Origin of the sequence: Acidovorax sp. CF316, from assembly GCF_000276605.1 — a bacterium.
Classification (GTDB): Bacteria; Pseudomonadota; Gammaproteobacteria; order Burkholderiales; family Burkholderiaceae_C; genus Acidovorax.
Genome location: NZ_AKJX01000037.1, coordinates 1 through 20,337, shown reverse-complemented (window position 1 = coordinate 20,337; position 20,337 = coordinate 1). Strand labels below are relative to the sequence as shown.

The 20,337-nt window shown below is 68.7% G+C and carries 18 protein-coding genes; 7 read left to right on the top strand and 11 right to left on the bottom strand.

The features are described 5' to 3' along the window. The 6 genes from PMI14_RS04885 to atzF all read right to left on the bottom strand — a co-directional run. Positions 1 to 788, bottom strand: a 788-nt coding sequence (locus tag PMI14_RS04885; protein ID WP_007850506.1) for an amidase family protein, incomplete at its 3' end; no start/stop codon positions are given. Beyond that, the gene (locus PMI14_RS04880) at positions 785 to 991 is read right to left on the bottom strand and encodes a DUF4089 domain-containing protein (RefSeq protein WP_007850504.1); all 207 of its coding nucleotides are present in this window, start codon (positions 989 to 991) and stop codon (positions 785 to 787) included. The genes PMI14_RS04885 and PMI14_RS04880, both read right to left, overlap by 4 nt. Further along, positions 988 to 1,809: an ABC transporter ATP-binding protein gene (locus tag PMI14_RS04875; RefSeq protein WP_007850500.1), complete on the bottom strand. Its 822-nt coding sequence runs from the start codon at positions 1,807 to 1,809 to the stop codon at positions 988 to 990. The genes PMI14_RS04880 and PMI14_RS04875 overlap by 4 nt, the downstream gene beginning before the upstream one ends. Further along, positions 1,806 to 2,636, bottom strand: a complete 831-nt coding sequence (locus tag PMI14_RS04870) for an ABC transporter permease (protein ID WP_007850497.1) — start codon at positions 2,634 to 2,636, stop codon at positions 1,806 to 1,808. The genes PMI14_RS04875 and PMI14_RS04870 overlap by 4 nt, the downstream gene beginning before the upstream one ends. Before the next feature lie 14 nt (positions 2,637 to 2,650). Beyond that, complete coding sequence (locus PMI14_RS04865) at positions 2,651 to 3,658, bottom strand: ABC transporter substrate-binding protein (protein WP_007850495.1); 1,008 nt, start codon at positions 3,656 to 3,658, stop codon at positions 2,651 to 2,653. 48 nt (positions 3,659 to 3,706) lie between these two features. After that, positions 3,707 to 5,443 (bottom strand): allophanate hydrolase, encoded by a 1,737-nt coding sequence (gene atzF, locus PMI14_RS04860; protein ID WP_007850492.1) that lies wholly within the window; start codon positions 5,441 to 5,443, stop codon positions 3,707 to 3,709. Positions 5,444 to 5,775: 332 nt separating this feature from the next. Between atzF and PMI14_RS04855 the strand changes: the two genes are divergently transcribed. The 5 genes from PMI14_RS04855 (at position 5,776) to PMI14_RS04835 (ending at position 9,172) form a co-directional block, all read left to right on the top strand. After that, on the top strand, positions 5,776 to 6,822 hold the full coding sequence (locus PMI14_RS04855; protein ID WP_007850491.1) for a histone deacetylase family protein: 1,047 nt from the start codon (positions 5,776 to 5,778) through the stop codon (positions 6,820 to 6,822). Then, complete coding sequence (locus PMI14_RS04850) at positions 6,819 to 7,919, top strand: NAD(P)/FAD-dependent oxidoreductase (protein WP_007850488.1); 1,101 nt, start codon at positions 6,819 to 6,821, stop codon at positions 7,917 to 7,919. Before PMI14_RS04855 ends, PMI14_RS04850 begins: the two co-directional genes overlap by 4 nt. A 160-nt stretch (positions 7,920 to 8,079) precedes the next feature. Then, positions 8,080 to 8,385 (top strand): DUF883 family protein, encoded by a 306-nt coding sequence (locus PMI14_RS04845; RefSeq protein WP_007850485.1) that lies wholly within the window; start codon positions 8,080 to 8,082, stop codon positions 8,383 to 8,385. 65 nt (positions 8,386 to 8,450) lie between these two features. After that, positions 8,451 to 8,846, top strand: a complete 396-nt coding sequence (locus tag PMI14_RS04840; protein WP_007850482.1) for a phage holin family protein — start codon at positions 8,451 to 8,453, stop codon at positions 8,844 to 8,846. Further along, on the top strand, positions 8,846 to 9,172 hold the full coding sequence (locus tag PMI14_RS04835; RefSeq protein WP_007850480.1) for a hypothetical protein: 327 nt from the start codon (positions 8,846 to 8,848) through the stop codon (positions 9,170 to 9,172). The genes PMI14_RS04840 and PMI14_RS04835 overlap by 1 nt, the downstream gene beginning before the upstream one ends. Here PMI14_RS04835 and PMI14_RS04830 read toward each other — a convergent pair. After that, a complete protein-coding gene (locus tag PMI14_RS04830) occupies positions 9,135 to 14,795 on the bottom strand; it encodes an alpha/beta fold hydrolase (RefSeq protein ID WP_007850477.1) in 5,661 nt (1,886 codons plus the stop codon). The genes PMI14_RS04835 and PMI14_RS04830 overlap by 38 nt on opposite strands. Positions 14,796 to 14,892: 97 nt before the next feature. Here PMI14_RS04830 and PMI14_RS33355 point away from each other — a divergent pair, with 97 nt between their 5' ends. Beyond that, positions 14,893 to 16,674, top strand: a complete 1,782-nt coding sequence (locus tag PMI14_RS33355) for a hybrid sensor histidine kinase/response regulator (protein ID WP_007850474.1) — start codon at positions 14,893 to 14,895, stop codon at positions 16,672 to 16,674. An 83-nt stretch (positions 16,675 to 16,757) separates the two neighbouring features. On the opposite strand, the gene PMI14_RS04820 is transcribed toward PMI14_RS33355, so the two are convergent. Next, complete coding sequence (locus PMI14_RS04820) at positions 16,758 to 17,408, bottom strand: response regulator transcription factor (protein ID WP_007850470.1); 651 nt, start codon at positions 17,406 to 17,408, stop codon at positions 16,758 to 16,760. A 190-nt stretch (positions 17,409 to 17,598) separates the two neighbouring features. After that, positions 17,599 to 18,654 (bottom strand): quinone-dependent dihydroorotate dehydrogenase, encoded by a 1,056-nt coding sequence (locus PMI14_RS04815; RefSeq protein WP_007850468.1) that lies wholly within the window; start codon positions 18,652 to 18,654, stop codon positions 17,599 to 17,601. Between the two features lie 47 nt (positions 18,655 to 18,701). On the opposite strand from PMI14_RS04815, the gene rpiA reads away from it, so the two are divergent. Continuing rightward, positions 18,702 to 19,391 carry a ribose-5-phosphate isomerase RpiA gene (gene rpiA / locus PMI14_RS04810; RefSeq protein ID WP_007850459.1) on the top strand — a complete coding sequence of 230 codons (690 nt, stop codon included), beginning with the start codon at positions 18,702 to 18,704 and terminating at the stop codon, positions 19,389 to 19,391. A gap of 112 nt (positions 19,392 to 19,503) precedes the next feature. Here rpiA and PMI14_RS04805 read toward each other — a convergent pair whose 3' ends face one another. Further along, positions 19,504 to 20,157 carry a glutaredoxin family protein gene (locus tag PMI14_RS04805; RefSeq protein WP_007850458.1) on the bottom strand — a complete coding sequence of 218 codons (654 nt, stop codon included), beginning with the start codon at positions 20,155 to 20,157 and terminating at the stop codon, positions 19,504 to 19,506. A 36-nt stretch (positions 20,158 to 20,193) separates the two neighbouring features. Then, the coding region (locus PMI14_RS34715; RefSeq protein WP_007850456.1) for a M3 family metallopeptidase at positions 20,194 to 20,337 on the bottom strand (144 nt) is incomplete at its 5' end.

Here is a 20,337-nt window from a genome sequence, read left to right as displayed (position 1 = left end):
CCCTGGCCCGGGGTGGCGGCTACCGGCTCCACGGGCCGCTGCGCGCAGCCGGCATCGGTGTGCGCACCAGGCGCCTCGGGCCCCTGCAGGGCGTCGTAGGCCAGCGCCAGGTCGCGCACGCTGCGCGCCATGGGGCCCAGGTGGTCCAGGCTGGAGATGAAGGGAAAGCTGCCCGTGCGCGGCAGGCGCCCGAAGCTGGGCTTGAGGCCGAACACCCCGCACAGCGAGGCTGGCACGCGGATGGAGCCATTGGTGTCCGAGCCCAGGGTGATCGGCACCTGGCCCGCGGCCACGGCGGCGCCCGAACCGCCCGAGGAGCCGCCTGCGATGCGTGCCAGGTCGTGCGGGTTGTGGCAGGCGCCCTCGTGGCTGTTCTCTGTGGTGAAGCCGTAGGCGTACTCGTCCATGTTGAGCGCACCGACCAGGATGGCGCCCGCGGCCTCCAGCCGCTGCACCAGCGGGCCATCGGCCGTGGCGGGTGCGGAGCTGCGCTCGATCTTCGAGCCCGCCAGGGTGGCGATGCCTTCCACATCGAACAGGTTCTTCACCGCAAAGGGCACGCCCAGCAGGGGCAGGGCGGCCTGCGTGCCATCGGCCAGGCCGGCGTCGATGCGCGCGGCGCGTGCCAGGGCGCGGGTGCCCAGCACCTCGGTGAAGGCGTTCACGCGGGCGTCGGTCTGCGCGATGCGCGCCAGGCAGGCCGCCACCAGCGCCGTGGCCGTCACGTCGCGCGCTGCCACGGCCTGGGCCATGCCGGCGGCGTCCTGCTGCCACCAGGGGGCCGTCATGCGCTGCCCTCCAGCGGTGCCACGGGCACGAAGGCCATGGCGGGTTCGTCCGTGGCGTCCAGAGGCACGGCGTTGACCGTATCGGCAAAGCCGCTGGCCAGCGCCAAGTAGCCGAGCACGGCCGTGCGGTGTTCGGGCGCGATGGGCAGGCCGATGGCTGCCGAGGCCGCGTCCAGGTAGCGTTCGAGCTCGGCGGCGTTCATCGGCGCACCTCGCGCTGGAAGATCTCCAGGCTGAGCTTCTTCATCGCCACGAAGCTCGGCTCGCTCAGCGTGGCCAGGGTGCGCGGGCGCGCGTCCTCGTAGCGCAGGATCTCGGCCACCTTGGTCGGGCGCTTGGTCAAGAGCAGCACCTCGTCGGCCAGGTAGACGGCCTCTTCGAGGTCGTGCGAGACCAGCAGCATGGTGGTGCCGGTCTGCATGAACACCTCCTGCAGCTTCTCGCGGATGAACAGCGTCATCTCGAAGTCCAGCGCCGAGAAGGGCTCGTCGAGGAACAGCACCTCGGGGTTGGGCGCCAGCGCCCGCATGATGGACGCCGTCTGCTGCTGTCCGCCCGAGAGCTCGTAGGGGTAGCGGTTCAGGTCGAACTTCACGTCGAACGAGGCCACCAGCTCGGCCATGCGGCGGTCCACTTCGGCCTTGCTCTTGCCTTCGAGCTGGAGCGGGTAGGCGATGTTGTCGATGGTGCGCATCCACGGGAACATCGCCTCGCGGTAGTTCTGGAAGACATAGCCGATCTTGGTGTCCTTGAGGCTCTTGCCGTCGAACAGGATCTCGCCGCGGTCGATGGGCACGAGGCCCGCGATCATGTTGATCAGCGTGCTCTTGCCGCAGCCGTTGGGCCCGAAGACGGAGACGATCTTGTGCTTGGGGATGTCGAGGTCGAAATCCTCGTACAGCGGCCAGCCCGCGAAGTACTTGGTCAGCCCGCGGATGGTGATGTGGGTGCCGGCCGGGCCGGGGGTGAAGGCGCGCCTGGGCACGTCGGCGTACACGGCGCCGTTGACGACGGCGTTCATCGGCCGCTCCAGTGCACGATCTTGCGCTCGGCGACGAGGAACAAAATGTTCAGGGCATAGCCCAGCGCGCCGGCAGCCAGGATGGCGGCGTACATGCTCTTGACGTTGAGCACCTGCTGCGCGTCGATGATGCGGTGGCCCAGGCCGTTGTCCGATCCGATGAACATCTCGGCCACGATGACGATGACCAGCGCCATCGACACGGCCGAGCGCAGGCCGACGAAGGTGGGTTGCAGGCTTTCCCAGACCAGCACGTCCTTGAAGATCTGCCAGCGCGAGGCGCCCATGACGCGCGCCGCCATCACGCGCTGCTTGCGGGCGTTGATGACGCCGTAGGCGCTGTTGAAGATCACGATCAAAAAGGCGCCGAACGCGGCGATGGCCACCTTGTTCACGTCCGACACGCCGAAGATCAACAGGAACAGCGGGATCAGCGCCGAGGAGGGCGTGGAGCGGAAGAAGTCGATCAAAAACTCCACGCTGCGGTAGGCGCGCTCGTTGCTGCCCAGCAGCACCCCCAGGGGCACGCCGACCACGGCCGCGATCAGAAAGGCCTGCACCGTGCGCCAGACGGTCACGGCAAAGTCCAGCAGCAGCGGCCCGCCGGCCAGGCCGGTGACCAGGGTGAGCACGGTGGTTCCTGGCGGGGGCAGCAATATGGGCTTGATGAAGCCCAGGCGCACCACCAGGTCCCAGACGATGAACAGGGCCAGCGGCCCGGCAAAGGGCAGGAACTTGTCCCAGGCGGGTTTCCTGGGCGCGGCGGAAGCCGCCTTGCCCGCGGGTGGCGACCAGGCGCCGGCGGTGGTAGACGTGTTGTCGGCCATGGCGCGTCCTGCCCTCAGGCCTTGTAGATCAGGCTGTCGACCACGACCTTCTTCTCGAAGATGCCTTTTTCGGTGAACAGGTCGTAGAACTTCTGGAAGTGCGCCAGGTCGCTGGGCTTGAACTCGTTGTAGAGCATGTACGAGGCCAGGGGCACCTCGGCCGTGAGCGGGCCCTCGATGGCGGTGTAGCCCTTCATGAACTGGCGTGCCTCCTCGGGCTTGCTGCGCACCAGCTCGATGCCACGGGCATAGGCGGCGATGAACTTCTTGGCGGCTTCGGGGTTCTTCTTGATGAATTCGCTGGTCAGGCTGGCTGCGCCACCGTGCCAGGGGGCCATGGCGTCGCCCAGGATGTACCTGGCCACCACGCCCGACTCGATCACCCGCGTGGTGCCGTTCATGCGCCCGATGGTGCCCGTGGGTTCGAGCGTGTAACAGGCATCGACCTGGCCGGCCACGATGGCGGCGATGTGCTGGCCGATGGGCAGCTCGGTCACCGTGACGCCGCTGGCGCCGGCGCGCTCCAGCATGGTCTTGCACAGTGTCATGTTCTGGATGCCGGGGCCCGACGCGACCTTCTTGCCCTTGAGGTCGGCCATGGTCTTGATGGCGCTGTCCTTGCCGGTGATGAACTGGTCGAGCACGAACTTGGCGTTGCTCGGGTTGGTGGCGAAGATCTTGAACAGGCCCGGCTGGGCGATCTCGCCGATGGCCAGGTTGGCCGAACCCGTGCCGTTGGAGCTGCCGTCGGACCGGCCCGAGAGCATGGCTTCCATCACCTGCTGGGCGCCCGCGAACTTGAGCGGCTCCACGTCCAGCCCGGCCTCCTTGAAGTAGCCCTTTTCCACCGCCGCGAAGAAAGGCAGGCCAGCCGCCACGGGCCAGAAGCCGATGCGGATCCTGGGGCCCGCCTGGGCGCGCACCAGTGCGGGCGCGGCCAGCGCACCGAGGGTGGCGGCCGAGGCCTGCAGGATGCGGCGGCGCGAGCTGCCGTTGGAATGGGGAGAACTGTGGGATGTCATGGAAGGCTCCTGCAGCAGGGTTGGAAGGTGGAGAGGGAATGGGGGGCGTCAGCCGTCGGCCTTGAGCGACGCGATGTACGCCCGCCAGCCGCCGAAGTGGCTGATGTCGCGTGCACCGGCCAGGGCCAGCGGCTCGCAGATGAAGCCCTGCACGCTGCTGCCATCGGCCAGGGACAGGGTGCCTATGCCCAGTGGCTGCGGGATCAGCGCGACGAAGCTGCCGTAGTGCGCGGCGGGCATGCGCCAGACCTCGACCGCGATGCGCGTGCCCTGGCCGGGCGCCACGCGCAGCAGGCCGGGCTTGGGCGGCACGGTGCCGGGCAGGGCGTAGAGCTGGTAGTCGGGTGCGGTCTCGGTGGCGCGCTCCAGCTTGGCGCCGCGTTCGGTGAGCTGGCCGTTGAGCGGCATGCCGCTCAGGTGCGCGCCCACCACGGCGACCCGCACCGTGGCAGGCGCCTGCAGCCCGGCAATGGGCTGGGGCGCGGGCAGGGGCGTGCTGCCGGCGGCCTGGGGCAGGCCCGTGGCATGGTGGTAGCGCTGGCCCAGCTCGGCCAGTTGCAGGTCGCTGCCGCAGGGGCCGATCAGGGTGATGCCAAAGGGCAGGCCGTCGGCGCGCAGGCTGCTGGGCACCGAGATGGCGGCATAGTCCAGCAGGTTGACGAAGTTGGTGTAGGCCCCGAGGTTGCGGTTGAGCACCACCGGGTCGGCCTGCATCGCGGCAATGGTGTAGTGCGTGGGCGCCGTGGGCACCAGCAGCACATCGATGGCCTCGGCCCCTTGCCACATGGGTGCGACCTGCTGGCCCAGCGCGCGCAGGCGGGTCTGGGCATCGCACAGGTCGGCCGCGCTGTAGCCGCGCCCGCTGGCCAGGATGCTGCGCACCGGCTCCACCACCTCGTCGGCATGCGCATCGAAGAAGCTGCGCACGGCGGCGTAGCGCTCGGCCACCAGGGCGCTTTCGTAGAGCAGGGCGGCGGCCTGGGCCAGCGGTGCGTAGTGGATGGAGACCGGCGTGCCGCCCAGGGCCTTCAGCCGGGCAACGGCTTCGGCGAAGGCCGCCTCGGCCGCGGCATCGCCGAAGAACTCCAGCACGTCGGGCACGCCGAAGCGAAAGCCCACGGGCAGCGGCTGGCGGGCCAGCGTGAGCTGGCGGCCATAGGGGTCCTGAGCGTCGTAGCCCTGGGCCACCTGCAGCACGCGGGCCGCCAGGTCCACCGTGCGCGCGAAGATCGAGACACAGTCGGCGCTCTGCGCCGCGGGCACCACGCCGCGTGCGCTGACCAGGCCCTTGGTCGGCTTGATGCCGACGATGTTGTTCAGCCCGGCCGGCACGCGGCCCGAGCCCGCCGTGTCGGTGCCCAGCGCGAAATCCACCTGCTCCGTGGCCACCACATAGGCCGAGCCCGAGCTGGAGCCGCCCGACACATAGGCCGGGTCCAGCGCATTGGGCACGGCGCCGTGCGGCGAGCGCGTGCCGTTGAGCCCGCAGGCGAACTGGTCCAGGTTGGTCTTGCCCACCAGCGTGGCGCCCGCATCGAGCAGGCGCTGCACCACGGCCGCGTGGGCCGTGGCGGTGTAGGCAAAGGCAGGGCAGGCGGCCGAGGTGGGGTGGCACGCCACGTCGATGTTGTCCTTGACCGCAAAAGTGAGGCCGCTGAGCGGCCCGCCCGGCGTGCCGGCGATGGGCGGCTCGCAGCGCAGGATCCAGGCCTGCGGCGCCAGCACGGGCAGGCCTTCCGCTGCGGCAGGAAGTTCGGCGACCAGGGGGCTTGTTGTTTGCACCATTTTGAAGAATTCAATCTTGGATACAAGATGAGATGCAAGCGCTGTGCCAGGACGGCGGGTAGCGCCAAGTGCGCGGTGGTTTGCACATCCGGGCAGGGGGAAGAGGGCGACTGTCTTCCTGTGTGCGGGGTTGCTGGCCGTGGTCATGGGCGCACTGGCCGGGCTGGCGGGGTGTGACGCCAGCGAAGGGCCATCGAGACGGGTCCTGCTGCCGTCTGGTGCACGGATTGGGTTCCAGGTGGTGCGGGACGCGCTAAAGTGGTGAGCCCTGCCGGCGTCCATGGAGCACGTGAAGGACGCTGGCGCGAAACCCTTTCCCTGCCCGTGTCCGCATGATCTCCTTCCACAACCCCCTGCACCACCGGCATGCGCCGGTCCACGAGTTCTACCGCGGCGAGCGCGTGCCGTGCTTCGAGAAGCCGGTCCGCGCCCAGTACGTGGAGGATGCGCTGCGCGAACGCGGCCACGGCCTGCTGGTGCCCGACGTGGACAGCAGCCCTGTGCTGGCCCAGATCCATGCACCGCGCTACCTGGCCTTTTTGCAGACGGCCTGGCAGCAATGGCTGGCGCTCGATCCCGCCAACGCCGCCGTCCAGCCCTTTCCCTCGGTATGGCCGGTGCGCAGCCTGCGCAGCGACGTGGAGCCGGACAACTTCGTCGCCAAACTGGGCCTGTACTCCATGGACAACGGCACACCCATGGCCGAAGGCACCTGGGAGGCCGCCAAGGCCGGGGCCGATGCGGCGGCCAGTGCCGCGGCCCGCGTGACGCAGGGCGCGCGCGCCGCGTTCTGCTGCACGCGCCCGCCGGGCCACCATGCCGGCCCCGATTTCATGGGGGGCTACTGCTTCATCAACAACGCGGCGGTGGCCGCGCAATGGCTGCGCAACCACGGGTCCGCTCGCGTGGCCCTGCTCGACGTGGACTACCACCACGGCAACGGCACGCAAAGCATCTTCTACGACCGTGCCGACGTGCTGTTCATTAGCATGCATGGCGATCCGCGCACCGAATACCCGTTCTACCTGGGCCATGCCGACGAAACCGGCGAAGGCGCCGGGGCAGGCTTCAACCTCAACCTGCCGCTGCCCGCGGGCACCAGCGCCGACGAATGGTTCGCCGCACTGGAGCAGGCCTGCGTGCGGATTGCGCAGTACCAGGCAGATACGCTGGTGGTCTCGCTCGGGCTCGATGCCTTCGAGGACGACCCGATCTCCAAGTTTGCCCTCAAGACGACAGACTTCACGCGCCTGGGCGAACGCCTGGCCGCGCTGGGCCTGCCCACGGTGTTCGTGCTCGAAGGCGGCTATGCGGCGGCCGAACTGGGCCACAACGCCGTGAACGTGCTCGATGGCTTTGACCACGCAGCGGCGCGATGAGCGAAGCCGTCGACTGCGTGGTGGTGGGCGCCGGCGTGGTCGGCCTGGCCGTGGCCCGGGCCCTGGCGCTGCAGGGGCGCGAGGCGATGGTGCTGGAGGCGGCCGACGCCATCGGCACCGGCACCAGTTCGCGCAACAGCGAGGTCATCCACGCCGGTCTGTACTACGCCACGGGGTCCCTCAAGGCCCGGCTGTGCGTGCAGGGGCGCGAGATGCTGTATGCCTACTGCGCAGAGCGCGGCGTGCCGCACCAGCGCTGTGGCAAGCTCATCGTGGCTACGTCCCCCGACCAGATCCCTGCGCTGCAGGGCATCGCGGCACGTGCCCTGGCCAATGGCGTCACCGACCTGCAGTGGCTGGACGCCGCGGCCGCGCAGGCGCTGGAGCCCGCGCTGCAGTGCGTGGCGGCCCTGCATTCGCCCAGCACCGGCATTGTCGACAGCCATGCGCTGATGCTGGCGCTGCAAGGCGACCTGGAGCATGCGGGCGGCCTGGTGGCGCTCAACTCGCCGCTGGCCCAGGCACGCTGCACGGCCCAAGGCATCCACCTGCAGGCCGCCGATGGCACCGAACTGCTGGCGCGCACGGTGGTCAATGCGGCGGGCCTTGCCGCGCCCGACCTGGCGCGCCGCTTCGGGGGCCTGGACGCCCGCCACGTGCCCACGCCTTACTACGCCAAGGGCAGCTATTTCACGCTGGCCGGGCGCGCGCCGTTCAGCCGCCTCATCTACCCCGCACCCGAGGCCGCGGGCCTGGGCGTGCACCTGACCCTGGACCTGGGTGGCCAGGCCCGCTTCGGCCCCGACGTGCAATGGGTGGACGACCCTGCCGACCTGCAGGTGGACCCGGCCCGCGGCGATGCCTTCTACGCCGAGGTGCGCAAGTACTGGCCGGGACTGCGCGATGGGGCGCTGGACCCGGGCTATGCCGGCATGCGCCCCAAGATCAGTGCACCGGGCGAGGCGGCGGCCGACTTCGTGGTCCAGGGGCCTGCGGAGCATGGCGTGCCAGGGCTGGTGAACCTGTTCGGCATCGAGTCGCCGGGGCTCACGAGCGCACTGGCGATCGGTGCGCACGTGGCTGCAATGGCTGCCTGATCCGTGTCAACTCCCTGCCAGTGGTAAGCCATTGCGTCCAAGTCCTACATGGTTTTTGGCGATGTGTCCGCTAAGATGACAACGAACGCTGCATGAGTGGGAGCCACAGGCAACCCATGGGGTGTGTTCTTTTCAATTTCTAATCAGAAAGGTTTGCTGTATGAGCGTTTCCGAATCCCTCTCCACGACCCAGGCCGATCTGGAAAAACTCGTGTCCGACCTGCGCGGCCTGCTGGCCAGCAAGGACCTCGATTCCGTGCCCGACATCAAGATCCTGCGCCAGAAGCTGGACGATGGCCTGCATTCGGCCCGCGAGGCCGCCGTGCGTGCTGCCCAGGACGCCGCCCGCCAGGCCAAGGATGCTGCCCTGGCCGCCGACCGCTATGCCCATGACGAACCCTGGCGTGTGGCCGGTGCTGCGCTGGCCGTGGGCGCCCTGGTCGGCTTTCTGCTGGCCCGCCGCTGAAGCGGCTGTGCATTGAACCGCTGGCCCCGCCGCTTGCTTTTATCCCGTAGAACCCAAGGACACTGATGAACTGGCTTGCTCTTCTGGGCCTGGATGCGCTGGTGGCGCGCTGGCGCGCAAATGTCATAGAAGGGGCCATTGCCGCCGAAGACCGGATGGACCTGGCCCGCCTGGAATGGCAGGACCAGAAGCAGCGCCTGCAGCAATTGCTGGTGCTGACCATCCTGCTCGGCGGGCTCACGGTGGTGGCACTCATCATGCTGTCCATGGCGGTGCTGGTGCATTTCTGGGATACCGAACACCGGGTGCTCGTGGGCTGGCTGGTGGCGGGGGGCTGGTTGCTGGGCTGGGGCGGCACGCTGCTGGGTCTGGTTTCCGTGGCCAAGCGGGCCAGCAACGGCTTTGCCCTGACCCGCAAGGAACTCGCCCAGGACTGGCGCGATATCAAGGAGCGCCTGTGATGGCTGCCGACAACCAAGCCCTTGTTCCCGAACCCACGGCCGAGCAGCAGCGCGTGCTCGACCGCATTGCCATGCAGCGCGAGCGCATCCGCGCGCGGCGCGTGGCCCGAGCCCAGTCGATGGCGCTGGCCCAGTCTGCACAGCAGGCCTCCTCGGACGAGCCGTTTGCGCTGCGGGCTGCGGCCTTTGCCAAGCAGCACCCGGTCGCGGTCGCAGCCCTGGCGGGTGTGGCCCTGGTCGCAGGGCCGCGCCGCCTGGTCCGCTGGGTGGGGCTGGCCATGCCGCTCATCACCCGGCTTCGGCCCTTCCTGGCGCGCGGGGGCTGACGGCCGCGGGCTGCACGGCCTGCACATGCAGCGCGCCGGTGGTCCGGCTGCCCACTGCCAGCGGGGCCCGCAGTTCCTTGGCCAGGGTGTTGCCAGGTTCGTAGACGTCCATGGCGACCATTGCCTTGCCACCGTCCGCGGGATCCTGGCTGACCGTGATCTTGGAGAACTGCCGCAGGGCGTCCGACGCGAAGCGTGCGGTGGACACCATGGCCACATCCGCATCGCTGCCCGGCGCGCGCACCGGTTGGTCGAAGGTGAAATCCGACTGCTGGGCGTTGGCGAAGGGCAGGCTGGCGTTCCACGCCGAACACACCAGATTGAGCGCCGTCACGGATTTGCCCTGGCTGCTGAGTTCGATCTCGACCAGGGCGCTCAGGTGGTAGTCGCCGGCCACGAAGATGAGTCCCTCGATCTCGTTCCTGACAATGAACCGGACCAGCCTGCGCCAACTGGCCGGGTAGCCCAGCCAGTTGTCGGCCGCGACGCAGGTCGTCGGCTCGGCGACGAAGCGGTTTTCCGGCATGGCGAACACGCTGCCGCTGCACAGCAGCTTGGGCCCCTTGGGGTGCGCCTGCAGCCAGCCTTCGATGGCGCACATCTGTTCTTCGCCCATGATGGTCACGTCCCTCCAGTTGCGCAGGGTGCGTGAGGTGCGCTCGGTGCGCGTATCGGCGGCGAAGGCGGGAATACCACCCACCTCGAATGCGTGCCACAGGCCGTGCTCCACCTTCCATCCCTGCGGGCCCATGGACGGCCTGGACAGCCTGGGTCGCTCCGGGCGGTGAAAGCGCGACTGGTAGGCCGTGGCCGCCAGGAAGCCGTGGAAGAAGCGCTGCCCGCGCAAGGAATCTGCGGCGGCGTGGTCCGCACCATCGAGGTTGTCGTCGAACTCATGGTCGTCCACCACCAGCCAGACCGGAAGGCGTGAAAACAGCTGCCGCGTGGCGGTGCTGCCCCAGCTCTCGCGGTAGCGCTGGGCACCGCGTTCATCGCGTTCCGTGGTTTCTGCGATGTTGGCCGTGGCATCGGCGTAGATCTGGTCGCCCAGCAGCAGCAAGGCCTGCACCGGCGCGGTGGCATGGGTGACATGCTGCTCCATGTCGCCGGCCAGCGCGTCGATCGCGCGGCGCTCGAAGGCCATGCCGGGCCAGCGGCAGGAACTGGCGAGGAAGCTGGTGCTGGTACGCGCCTGGCCCTCCGTGGTCCAGTGCTGCCACCAGGGCAGTGCCGCCAGATCGAGAACGACGGGCAGCGATGCGTTCGGAGCAGGGATCGGCGCCGCTGCACCGGGCTGGCGGTCGGGCTCCACTGCCCGGGCCGTGCCGGACTCCTGGGGGAGGCAGCGCAGCGTCAGGCTGATCGGCGGCAGGCCTGCGAACCGCAGGCTGTCGCTTTCCTCGAGCACACAGGTCCAGTAGTAGCCCTGGCCGGTGGCCGGCGCGGCCGGCGCGGTGCTTTCCTCCAGCACGCCGGGAAACGCCGTCACGTGGGCGGCATGGCACACTTCGCCACCGATCCGGACCTCGGGCGGCATCGGCGTGCTGGTGGTGTCGAAGTACTGCTCCACCCAGATCACCAACCGGCGCTGGCGCGTGGCTCCCTGCCCGTGCCATTCTGCCTGCAGCATGGGGCCGGTCAACGGACGGATGGGCGCGATGAAGTCGCGGTCGGCCAGGTCGGTGTCGCTGGACTGGCCGTCCGGGCACGGCAGGTCGGGATCGATGTGGCAGCCATCGGAGATGTCCTCGAATGCGGCCGGATTCCCGAAAAAGCGGGTGAGGTGGGGATAGATGTCCCGGTGGGCATTCTTTCCGAACAGGAAGTCCATGTGCCCGTAGCCTTCACGGATGAAGGTGCGCACCACGCGCCCGGGACGGTGCGCGAAGACCCGGCGCAGCCGGTTCCAGGTACGCGCCGCTCCGCGCGGATCGAACACCTGGTTGTCCAGGCCGTGCACGAACAGCGTGGGAAAGTGCCAGTTCCGAAGGAAGTTGTCCTCCAGGAGGTAGGTGTTCTCGCCCTCGCGGTTGGTGAGCCGCTCGCGCAGCACGATGAAGTACAGCTGGCGGAACACCTCGACGCCGGCCACGCCCACGAGTTCGCCGAGCCGCTCGTGCGTGCGCGGATCCAGGTTGCCATGCACCCATTCGCGTCCGTAGAAGGCGGTCATCCGGTTGCAGATGGCGCAGCCTGCGCCCGGCGATTCGCGGTGCGCTTCGTGCAGGCTGCGTTCCTCGTCCGACCAGGCCAGGGTCGCGGCGAAGCGGTCCAGCAGTTCGTCGGCAGGGCCGGGGTTGGCCGGGGGCAGGGGGTCGATGCGCTCGTCTCCCGTCAGCAGGTTGCGGTAGAGCGCGGCCAGCGCCCCCGAGAACCGATTGGACACGGACGGCACCACCCAGGGGTGCACGGCATGGATGATGGCCGCGCGCACCTTGGTGGTGTCAAAGCGCGCCTGCAGCGCCGCCATCGCGAAGGCGCCCGCGCCCACGCAGTGCGCAAAGACGTCGATGGCCTGGTTGCCGGCCTGCGCATGGACGCGGTCGATGGCGGCCGGGATGTCGTTGTGCGCAATGTCGTCCATGGTGTGCGCATCGCGCGCGTAGCCCAGGCGGTTGGACATGCGGTTGTCCAGCAGCCAGACGGTGTAGCCCTCGCGCAGGAAGTGGCCGGCCATGTTGGTGTCCACGGTGTCCGTCGCATACACGCCGCTGCCGTGGGCCAGCCCATGGATGAACAGGACATGGCGCGCGCTGCGGGGTGGGCGGTAGACCGTCAGCTGGAGATCGATCTGTTCCTGCGCGCCATGGCGGCGTGCCGCCTTCAGCACCTCGGTCTCTGGCCAGACTTCGATTCCCTGCGCGGTTTTCATGGGCGGATGCGCTGGCAGGGCCGGGCGCTGGTACTTGCCGTAGTCCAGGCCGCGCAGCGACCAGAAGTGCGTCTGCATCACCGCGCGCAGCCACACGGAGGCGAACGATGCCAGCGCGACGATGGAGGCCGGCGTGCTCGATGCCTCGCGGATCTGCAGCCGCAGCCGGCTCACGAGGTCCGCGAGATCGACCCGCAGCGCAATCTTCCAGGGCGCGCTGTCCTTGTGCCGCAGTTCGAGGTCGAGCATCGTGAGCGCTTCCCACAGCGTGCGTGTGCCATGCCGGTAGGCCAGCAGCTTGCGGCCCGTGACGGCGATCTCCATGGCTTCACCTGCGGTGCTGGCATGCGGGGTCAGGGTGAAGCGGTAGTCGAGCGTGCGGTAGTGGGTATGCAGCCAGCCCGCGCGGATGAAGGCCATGATCTTCTTGCGCCAGTCGGCGGTGAAGTACTGGCGGATTCCGCCGGGCCTGCGCTTCAGGTAAGTGCCGAACGCCAGCAGCCAACGCCAGACCCTGCGCGCGAAGCCGGCCTGGTCGAGTGCGAGCAGGGACACCTGGCCCGGGCCGCGCAGCAAAGGCTCGCCCTTCAAGGCCTCGGAGTGGATCGACGGCCAGCCGGGAAGGGGGTTGGCGTAGATCGCCATCGAGGCATCCCAGCGGGTCGACGGGTTGGCCAGCCACTGCTGCAGGTCCACAGCGACCTCGACGGCTGCGATGAACGCGCGCGGCTGCATCGCGGCCCCGGGCGGCAGCGCGGGGTCGTGCCGGGACAGGAGCTGCCGGGCCCAGTCGGGAAAGTGGCCCTGTTCGGTACCGCCCAGCAGGTGCTCGTGGATGCGAAACACCGCCACCCCATCGGAGCCGGCCCCTGTGGTCTGCGCCACACGTGGCTGCGGCCTGGGAATGGGCTTCGCCGCCACGGGCGCTGCGCTGCCCAGGTCCGGCAGGGCCAGTTCGCTGGCGATGTCCCTGGCCGCGAGCATGGACAGGGCGGAAATCGTGACGAAGGGATTGACGCCCAGGGCGCGTGGAACGATGGCTCCGTCCAGCACGTGCAGGCCCGCATGCACCTCGCGCCCCGGGCCTTGGAAGACCGCGCCGCGCCAGTCGACCACCCCCTGCGCACCGTCGTCGCCCATGGGGCAGCCGCCCAGCGGGTGCACGGTGACCGATTTTTCGCGCTGGCCGCCCGCGATGATGTCGGAAAAGCCATCGGGTGCCGGGTGCCACAGGGGATTGGCCAGGTAGTCGCCGCCATCGAAGCCGCCGGCCGCATGTGCCTGGTGGAGTGCGCGGTGCACGGCCTGGTAGTACGCGGCACGCCCTGCGGTCGCGGTCTTGCCGTGGCTCGGCCAGCGCACGTCGAGTTCCAGGGCCTCTGGGTCCACGGGACTGGTGCCGGAGGGCGGGCGCAGCGAGATCCTGCCGTTCGACGCGTCCTGGCCCATGGCCAGTAGCAACTGCGTGTGCCGCGCCGCACCGGGGGGCAGGGCCAGGGGGTCGTCGGTGCCGGGAAACCGTGCATCGGCATCGCCCACATAGCGGTGCAGGGTCGCCAGCGTGTGGCCCAGGGTGTTCGTGGCCTGGGCGAGCGCGGAGGGGATGGCGCCGTCCTGGACCAGGATCTCCTGCGGCACACCGTCCACCTCCAGGGGCACGCGCAGCGTGGCGCAGATCGTCGGGCCGACATCACGGCTCGGTGCGGTGCTGCCGGCTTCGGGGGCCGAGACGGCGTTGACGCTCTGGCGCTGGCGCCAGCCCATCGCCACCACGTCGCCGTTGGTGGAAAAGGCGGAGCCGAGCGTTCCGGAGTGCGGCAGCCCGGTGGACCGCAGCAGCAGCTCGGTACTGCCCAGGCTGCCTGCGCTGACGATGACGGTGTGCGCGTCGATGGTGAACTCGGCGGGCGCCGTGTTGCGGCCGCCCGTGGCACACCGGAAATGCACGCGCCAGCGCAGGCCGCGCCCGTTGGCGCTGTGTGCGGATGCCGCGAGGGGCTCAACCCGCAGGGCATGGCCGCCGACAAAAAAGCGCGCGCCACGGCTGTGCGCCGCCGGGATGAGGTTCGTGGCCAGCGATCCTTTGGCGCCGATGTTGCAGCCGGTGAAACAGTTGCCGCAGCGCACGCAGGCCTCCATCTCCACCCCTTGGGCGTTGGTCCTCTTCGTGCTCGAGATGGTGAGGTCAACTGGCTGGGCACCGCCCGCCTGTAGCGCGCCGGCCAGGCGCGACAGCGCCTGGAACTTGGGCAGCTCCGCCGCGCGTTCCAGGGGGGCCGCCTCCAGCGCCGAGACGACTTCGTCCAGGGCCTGCACCAAGGCCCCGTGGCGTGCGCCGCCGGGCCGGTACACACCGGGCCACCGTGCGTGGCCAAAGGCGCTGGCCGCCGGCTTGAAGGCCACGCCGGCGTTGACCAGAGAGCCGCCGCCCAGGCCGCTGCCGGTGAGCACCGCCACGTCGTCGAAGTTCTGCACCTGGAGCAGCGCCTGTGCGTTGCCCAGGGATTTTCCACTGGCACCGCGCTGCATCCGCAGGTGGCCGGGCAGGTGGCCGATATCCTCGGGGAAGTCGCCGAGCGCGTATTCCTTGCCGCGTTCGACGACCCAGGTTTCCACGCCTGGGCCGGCCAGTTCGCGGGCTGCGAAACTCCCCCCATAGCCGGAGCCCACAATGAGTACATCGCAGCTGGGAGCGGGGTGGGCCTGCAGCATCGCTTCGATTGGTTCTGACCAGCGAGAATGGGTCGCCATGGGGCCTTTCCGTAGGGCTTGTTTTTGAGTAACAATTGTTTACATGCATTTTCTACCGCCCTTTCCCGTCGATGCCAATCACCCATTGGATGTAGCGATGGCGCGCGAGTCCCTGCGCTTGCGTGCGCAGCAGTCGGTCAGCGCGCGCACCATGGTGGTCGTGGCGGCCATCGTGGCGGCGATCTGCTTTGGCTTTTCCACGCCGGCCTGGCGCGTGCTGGCGTGGATGCTTCCCGTGGTGCTCATGGCCCAGATCAATGCGGTGCTCAGTGCCCGCGCACTGGCCATGCTCGAGACGGCGGACGCTGCTGCGCTGGCCGAGCAGCAGACCGATCACTGGTGGATCACCGTGGCCAACCAGGCCCTGATGGGGACGACCGTCTGGTGGATCGGCTACGGCACCAGCGGAGGCATCGCGACGTTTGCCACCGTGCTGCAGCTCATCTACCTGGGTGGGGCGCTGGTGAATGCGTCAACGCACCCGGCGACCTTCATCGCCGGGGCGTGGATCAACCTGGCCTTCGCCGCCGTGTTCTGGCTCACCCAGGGCGGCACGAACGGCCTGCCGCTGGCCCTGGCCCTGTTTGGCGTGGGGCTGGTGGTCGCGGTCTCGTCGCGGCAGACGGCGCAGGCCTTCCGCGATTCGCTGCAGATCCGCTTCGAGAACGCGGACCTGCTGCGCCGGCTGGGGGAGGAGAAGCAGGTGGCCGAAGAGGCGAACGCCGCCAAGTCGCGGTTCCTGGCCGCTGCCAGCCATGACCTGCGCCAGCCCCTGCATGCCCTGCTGGTCTTCTCTTCCCTGCTGCACCGCCATGAAACGCCCCAGACTGCGCAGCTGATCGCCCACATCCGTGATGCGGCAGGCTCGCTGGACAAGCTGTTCTCGGGGCTGCTCGATCTCTCCAAGCTCGAAACCGGCAGCATCGTGCCGCAGATGCAGGCCCTGAACATCGCCGCCATGGTGAAGGACCTGGCACGCGAGTTCGAGCCGAGGTGCGCTGCCAAAGGGGTGTCCATCGTGGCCGAGGGCGACGATGAGGCGTGGGTGCTGAGTGACGCCTTTCTGCTGGAGCGCATCTTGCGCAACCTGGTGGACAACGCGGTGAAGTACACCAACGACGGTGGCGTCATGGTCTCCGTGCTCGCGAAGGAAAGCGTGGTGGAGCTGCAGGTCCGCGATACCGGCATCGGCATTGCGCTCGACTCGCAGGCCCGCGTGTTCGAGGAGTACTTCCAGGTCGGCAATCCCTCGCGCGACCCGGGGCAGGGCAGTGGCCTGGGCCTGGCCATCGTGCGCCGGCTGGCGACCCTGCTCGGGCTGGAAATGGGCATGCAGTCGAATCCCGGCCAGGGAACGACCTTCATGCTTACCTTGCCCCAGGCGCCCATCTTCGAGAGCACGGGCGCGGGCGCCCTCTCGGCACCGGCCCAGCCGGTGGTGTTGGGCATGGCAGTGGATGTCTGGCTCGTCGAGGACCATGCCCTGGTGCGGATGGCGACCACGCAGGCGCTCGAGTCCTGGGGCTGCAAGGTCACGCAGTGGGACGGCATGCCGCCCGATTCCGCGATCGACGCGGCGGCGGCACCTCCGCATGCGCTGGTCGCCGACTACCGGCTTTCTGGCGAGGCCACGGGCCTGGATGTGGCGCAGCGCCTGCGCACCCGCTGGCCCGCGCTGCCGGTGGCGATCATCACGGGCGACCCCGGCATCGACGTCCACGAGGTCGCACGCCTGGGCAACATCGCGATGTGGCAAAAGCCGGTGTTGCCTTCGCTGCTGATCAACTGGCTGGCAGAGATCGGCGAGCCGGTGGCCGACCGCCGTGCTCCGGCCCTGGGGCCTCTGGCCGACAGGCCCGGGACCGTCAGTCCGTCATGAAGCGGGCCCGGCACGGGCCATGCCCTGCGTGACAAGCGGGAGCATTTCAGTTATCCGTGGCGCTGCGCGCCACCCCCATCGCATCACGCGATGCGCACACCTTGCCGTGCGCAGACGTAGACCGCTTCGGTGCGGCTCTGGACGTTCAACTGGCGGAAGATGACGCTCAGGTGCGACTTCACGGTCTGGTCGCTGATGTTGAGCTCGCGCGCAATCACCTTGTTGGGCAAGCCGCGCAGGATCGCCGCCAGCACATCGCCCTGGCGCTGGGTCAGTTCGGGAAACGCCTGGGTGAGGTCGCTGGGCAGGTGTTTGTCCGTGGGCGCCGCCGTCCTCCCGGGCCCGGAGAGCAGGGTGGCAGGCAGGTAGATGCCGCCCGAGGCAATGGTGTTGAGGGCCTGCAGCAGTATTTCCGGCTCGGAGTCCTTGGCAATGAAGCCGACCGCACCGTTGTCGATCGCCGTGCGCACCAGGGCCGCGCTTTTCTCGCCCGACAGCACGATCTGGCGTGCCTGGGGCACCAGTTCACGGATGGCCACCATGGCATCGGCGCCGGAAAGGCCTTCCATGTGCCAGTCCAGCAGTACGACATCTGCGGGCTGCGCCCGCAGTTTTTCGAGCCCCTCCTCGCAGCTGCCCGCGATCTGGGTGTCTATTCCGAAACCGAGCTCGGCGAGCAGCAGGCGCAGTCCCTCTCGAAACAGGGAGTGATCGTCAATGACAAGAACATTCATGGATGGAAATGCGGGGCATCACCGTGATGCCACAAAGGCCACATGCACGGTCAAAATGGATTGGATTGCCATCGGATGACACATTTGGTATCGCGCCGACTATGCCATGGTCTTGGCGTCCGTGCTGTGGGATACCCCAGTTTTTTACCACTTGGTGGAATTGCTGGCGTGCAGAGCCTGCCCCGGTGCCTCAGCGCAGGGCCTTGATGGCCTGCGCCGCCCGGGTCACGAGCGCCGGGCCTTCGTAGATCAGCCCGGTGTAGATCTGCACCACGTCCGCGCCCGCGCGGATCTTGCTCACTGCATCGTCGGCGCTCATCACGCCCCCCACGCCGATGATGGGGAATTGGCCGCCCAGCGCGGCGCGCAGCTGGCGGATCACGTTGTTGCTGGCTTCGAGCACCGGTGCGCCGCTCAGGCCACCGGTTTCCTCCGCGTGGCGCAGGCCCTTGACCGCATCGCGGCCGATGGTGGTGTTGGTGGCGATCACGCCGTCCATGCCGTGGCGCTGCAAAGTGGCGGCGATCACGGACACCTGCTCTTCGCTGAGGTCGGGCGCGATCTTCACGAAGATGGGCGTGCGCTTGCCGGCCTGTTTCGCCAGCACCTCGCGGCGCTCGGCAATGGCGCCCAGCAGGCCGTCCAGCGCCTCGTCGCTTTGCAGCGCACGCAGGTTCTGGGTGTTGGGCGAGCTGATGTTGACCGTCACGTAGTCGGCATGGGGGTACACGCCGTCCAGACAGGCCAGGTAGTCGCTGGTGGCATTTTCGATGGGCGTGCTGGCATTCTTGCCGATGTTCAGGCCCAGCAGCATGCGCGGGCCGCGGCCTTTCTGCTCGCGAAAGCGCGACTGCTGCACATTGCGCAAGAAGGCGTCCAGCCCTTCGTTGTTGAAGCCCAGGCGGTTGATCAGGGCGCGCTTCTCGGGCAGGCGGAACATGCGCGGCTTGGGGTTGCCGGGCTGGGCCTTGGGCGTCACGGTGCCCACTTCCACGAAACCGAAGCCCATGGCGCCCAGGGCGTCGATCACGCGGGCGTTCTTGTCCAGCCCGGCGGCCATGCCCACGCGGTTGGGAAAGGTGAGGCCCGCCAGCTCGATGGGGTCGTCCACCCGGGTGTTGCACCAGGCCCATTGCAGCGGCGTGCGTTGCCCGCGCGCCAGCATGTCCATGGTGAGTTCATGCGCGGCTTCGGCATCCATGCCGAAGAGGAAAGGGCGGGTGAGGGCGTAGGGGATCAGGGACATGGGGGGATGACAGGGGATAATTGCGCAACAACCTCCGATTTTCCCTCATGACGACCTCCATCCCCCTGACCCAAGACGAACTCAAGGCCCTCGTAGGCCAGGCTGCCCTGCAATACGTGGTGCCTGGCGAGATAGTGGGGGTGGGCACGGGCTCCACCGTCAACAAGTTCATCGATGCGCTGGCCAGCATGAAGGACAGCATCAAGGGCGCCGTGTCGAGCTCGGTGGCCAGCACCGAACGCCTGAAGGCCCTGGGCATTCCCGTGTTCGACGCGAACGAGGTCGAAGCCCTGTCGGTCTACATCGACGGCGCCGACGAAATCGACGGCCAGGGCCACATGGTCAAGGGCGGCGGCGCAGCGCTCACGCGCGAGAAGATCGTGGCCGCACTGGCCGGCCGCTTCGTCTGCATCGCCGACGAATCCAAGCTGGTGCCGGCCCTGGGCAAGTTCCCCCTGCCCGTGGAAGTGATTCCGATGGCGGCCCAGAACATTGCACGCCGCTTTGCGGCCCTGGGCGGCACGGCGTCCATCCGCCAAAAGGACGGGCAGCCCCTGGTCACCGACAACGGCCAGCACATCCTCGACGTCACCGGCCTGTCCATCACCGACCCGCTGGCCTTCGAGTCCGACGTCAACCAGTGGCCTGGCGTGGTCACGGTGGGGGTGTTTGCGCACCAGAAGGCCTCGGTCTGCCTGCTGGGCACCGCCCAGGGTGTGAAGACGCTGAGCTACTGATTGCTTGCGCACGCCCCCTCGTCGGGGCTTTGCCAGCAAAAAAGACAATGGGCCGCAGTCGCGGCCCATTGTCTTTTGGAGGATGGGGCTGGCCGGATGCCTGCTCGAAGGCTCAGAACCGGATGCCTGCCGGGTTGGTGGTCGACGGGCCTTCGGTGGACGGTGCCGGGCGCGCGCGCGGCGAAGCCGTAGTGGCCGCCGCATCCGAGGCGGGCGCTGCGGCAGCAGGGGCCGCGGCGACCAATGGCGTAGCGGGCGGGCGCCGATAGCTGGCCGTCAATTGCGACGCCTTGGGATAGCCGGCCGCATCCAGGTATTGCGTCCACTCCGTGTCAGAAAAACCGACCATGCGCTGGGTTCCGATGGTGCCGAAGGGCAAGGAGGTGTCTCCGCTGAGCTTGCGCAGTGCATCAAGGTCTTCGTTGGTGGCCACGGTGCGCTCGGTGAAGGGCACGCCCCGGTTCACCAGCAGGCTGCGTGCGCTGACACAGGGCGCGCAGTCGCTGCCGGTGTACAGCGTGACGGGAAAGCGCTGGGCGATCCGCGACAGTTCCAGTGGCAGGCCGGTCGTGCTGCCCACGGCACCCGTTGCCGGGTTGGTGGTGGTGGCCGTGGCCTTGCTCGCATTTTCCGGTGCCCGGTCCGAGAAGGTGACCTTGCCGTCGGGCCCGACGATGCGGTACACCGTTTGCGCCTGGGCTCCCGCGCAGGCAAGAAGGACCAGCACCGGGGCCAGCATGGGCAGGGACAGCAGGTTCTTGCGCATCGTCTTTCTCCTCGGATCCGTGTGTTGTGGGGAAACTCAGGCTGCGGCCGGTTCGGCCATGCCCTGGTGGCGCATCAGGGCGTCCAGGCGCGGCTCTCGGCCCCGGAAGGCCTTGAACGACTCCATCGCCGGGCGGCTGCCGCCGGCTTCCAGGATGGCCTCGCGGTAGCGGCGGGGGGG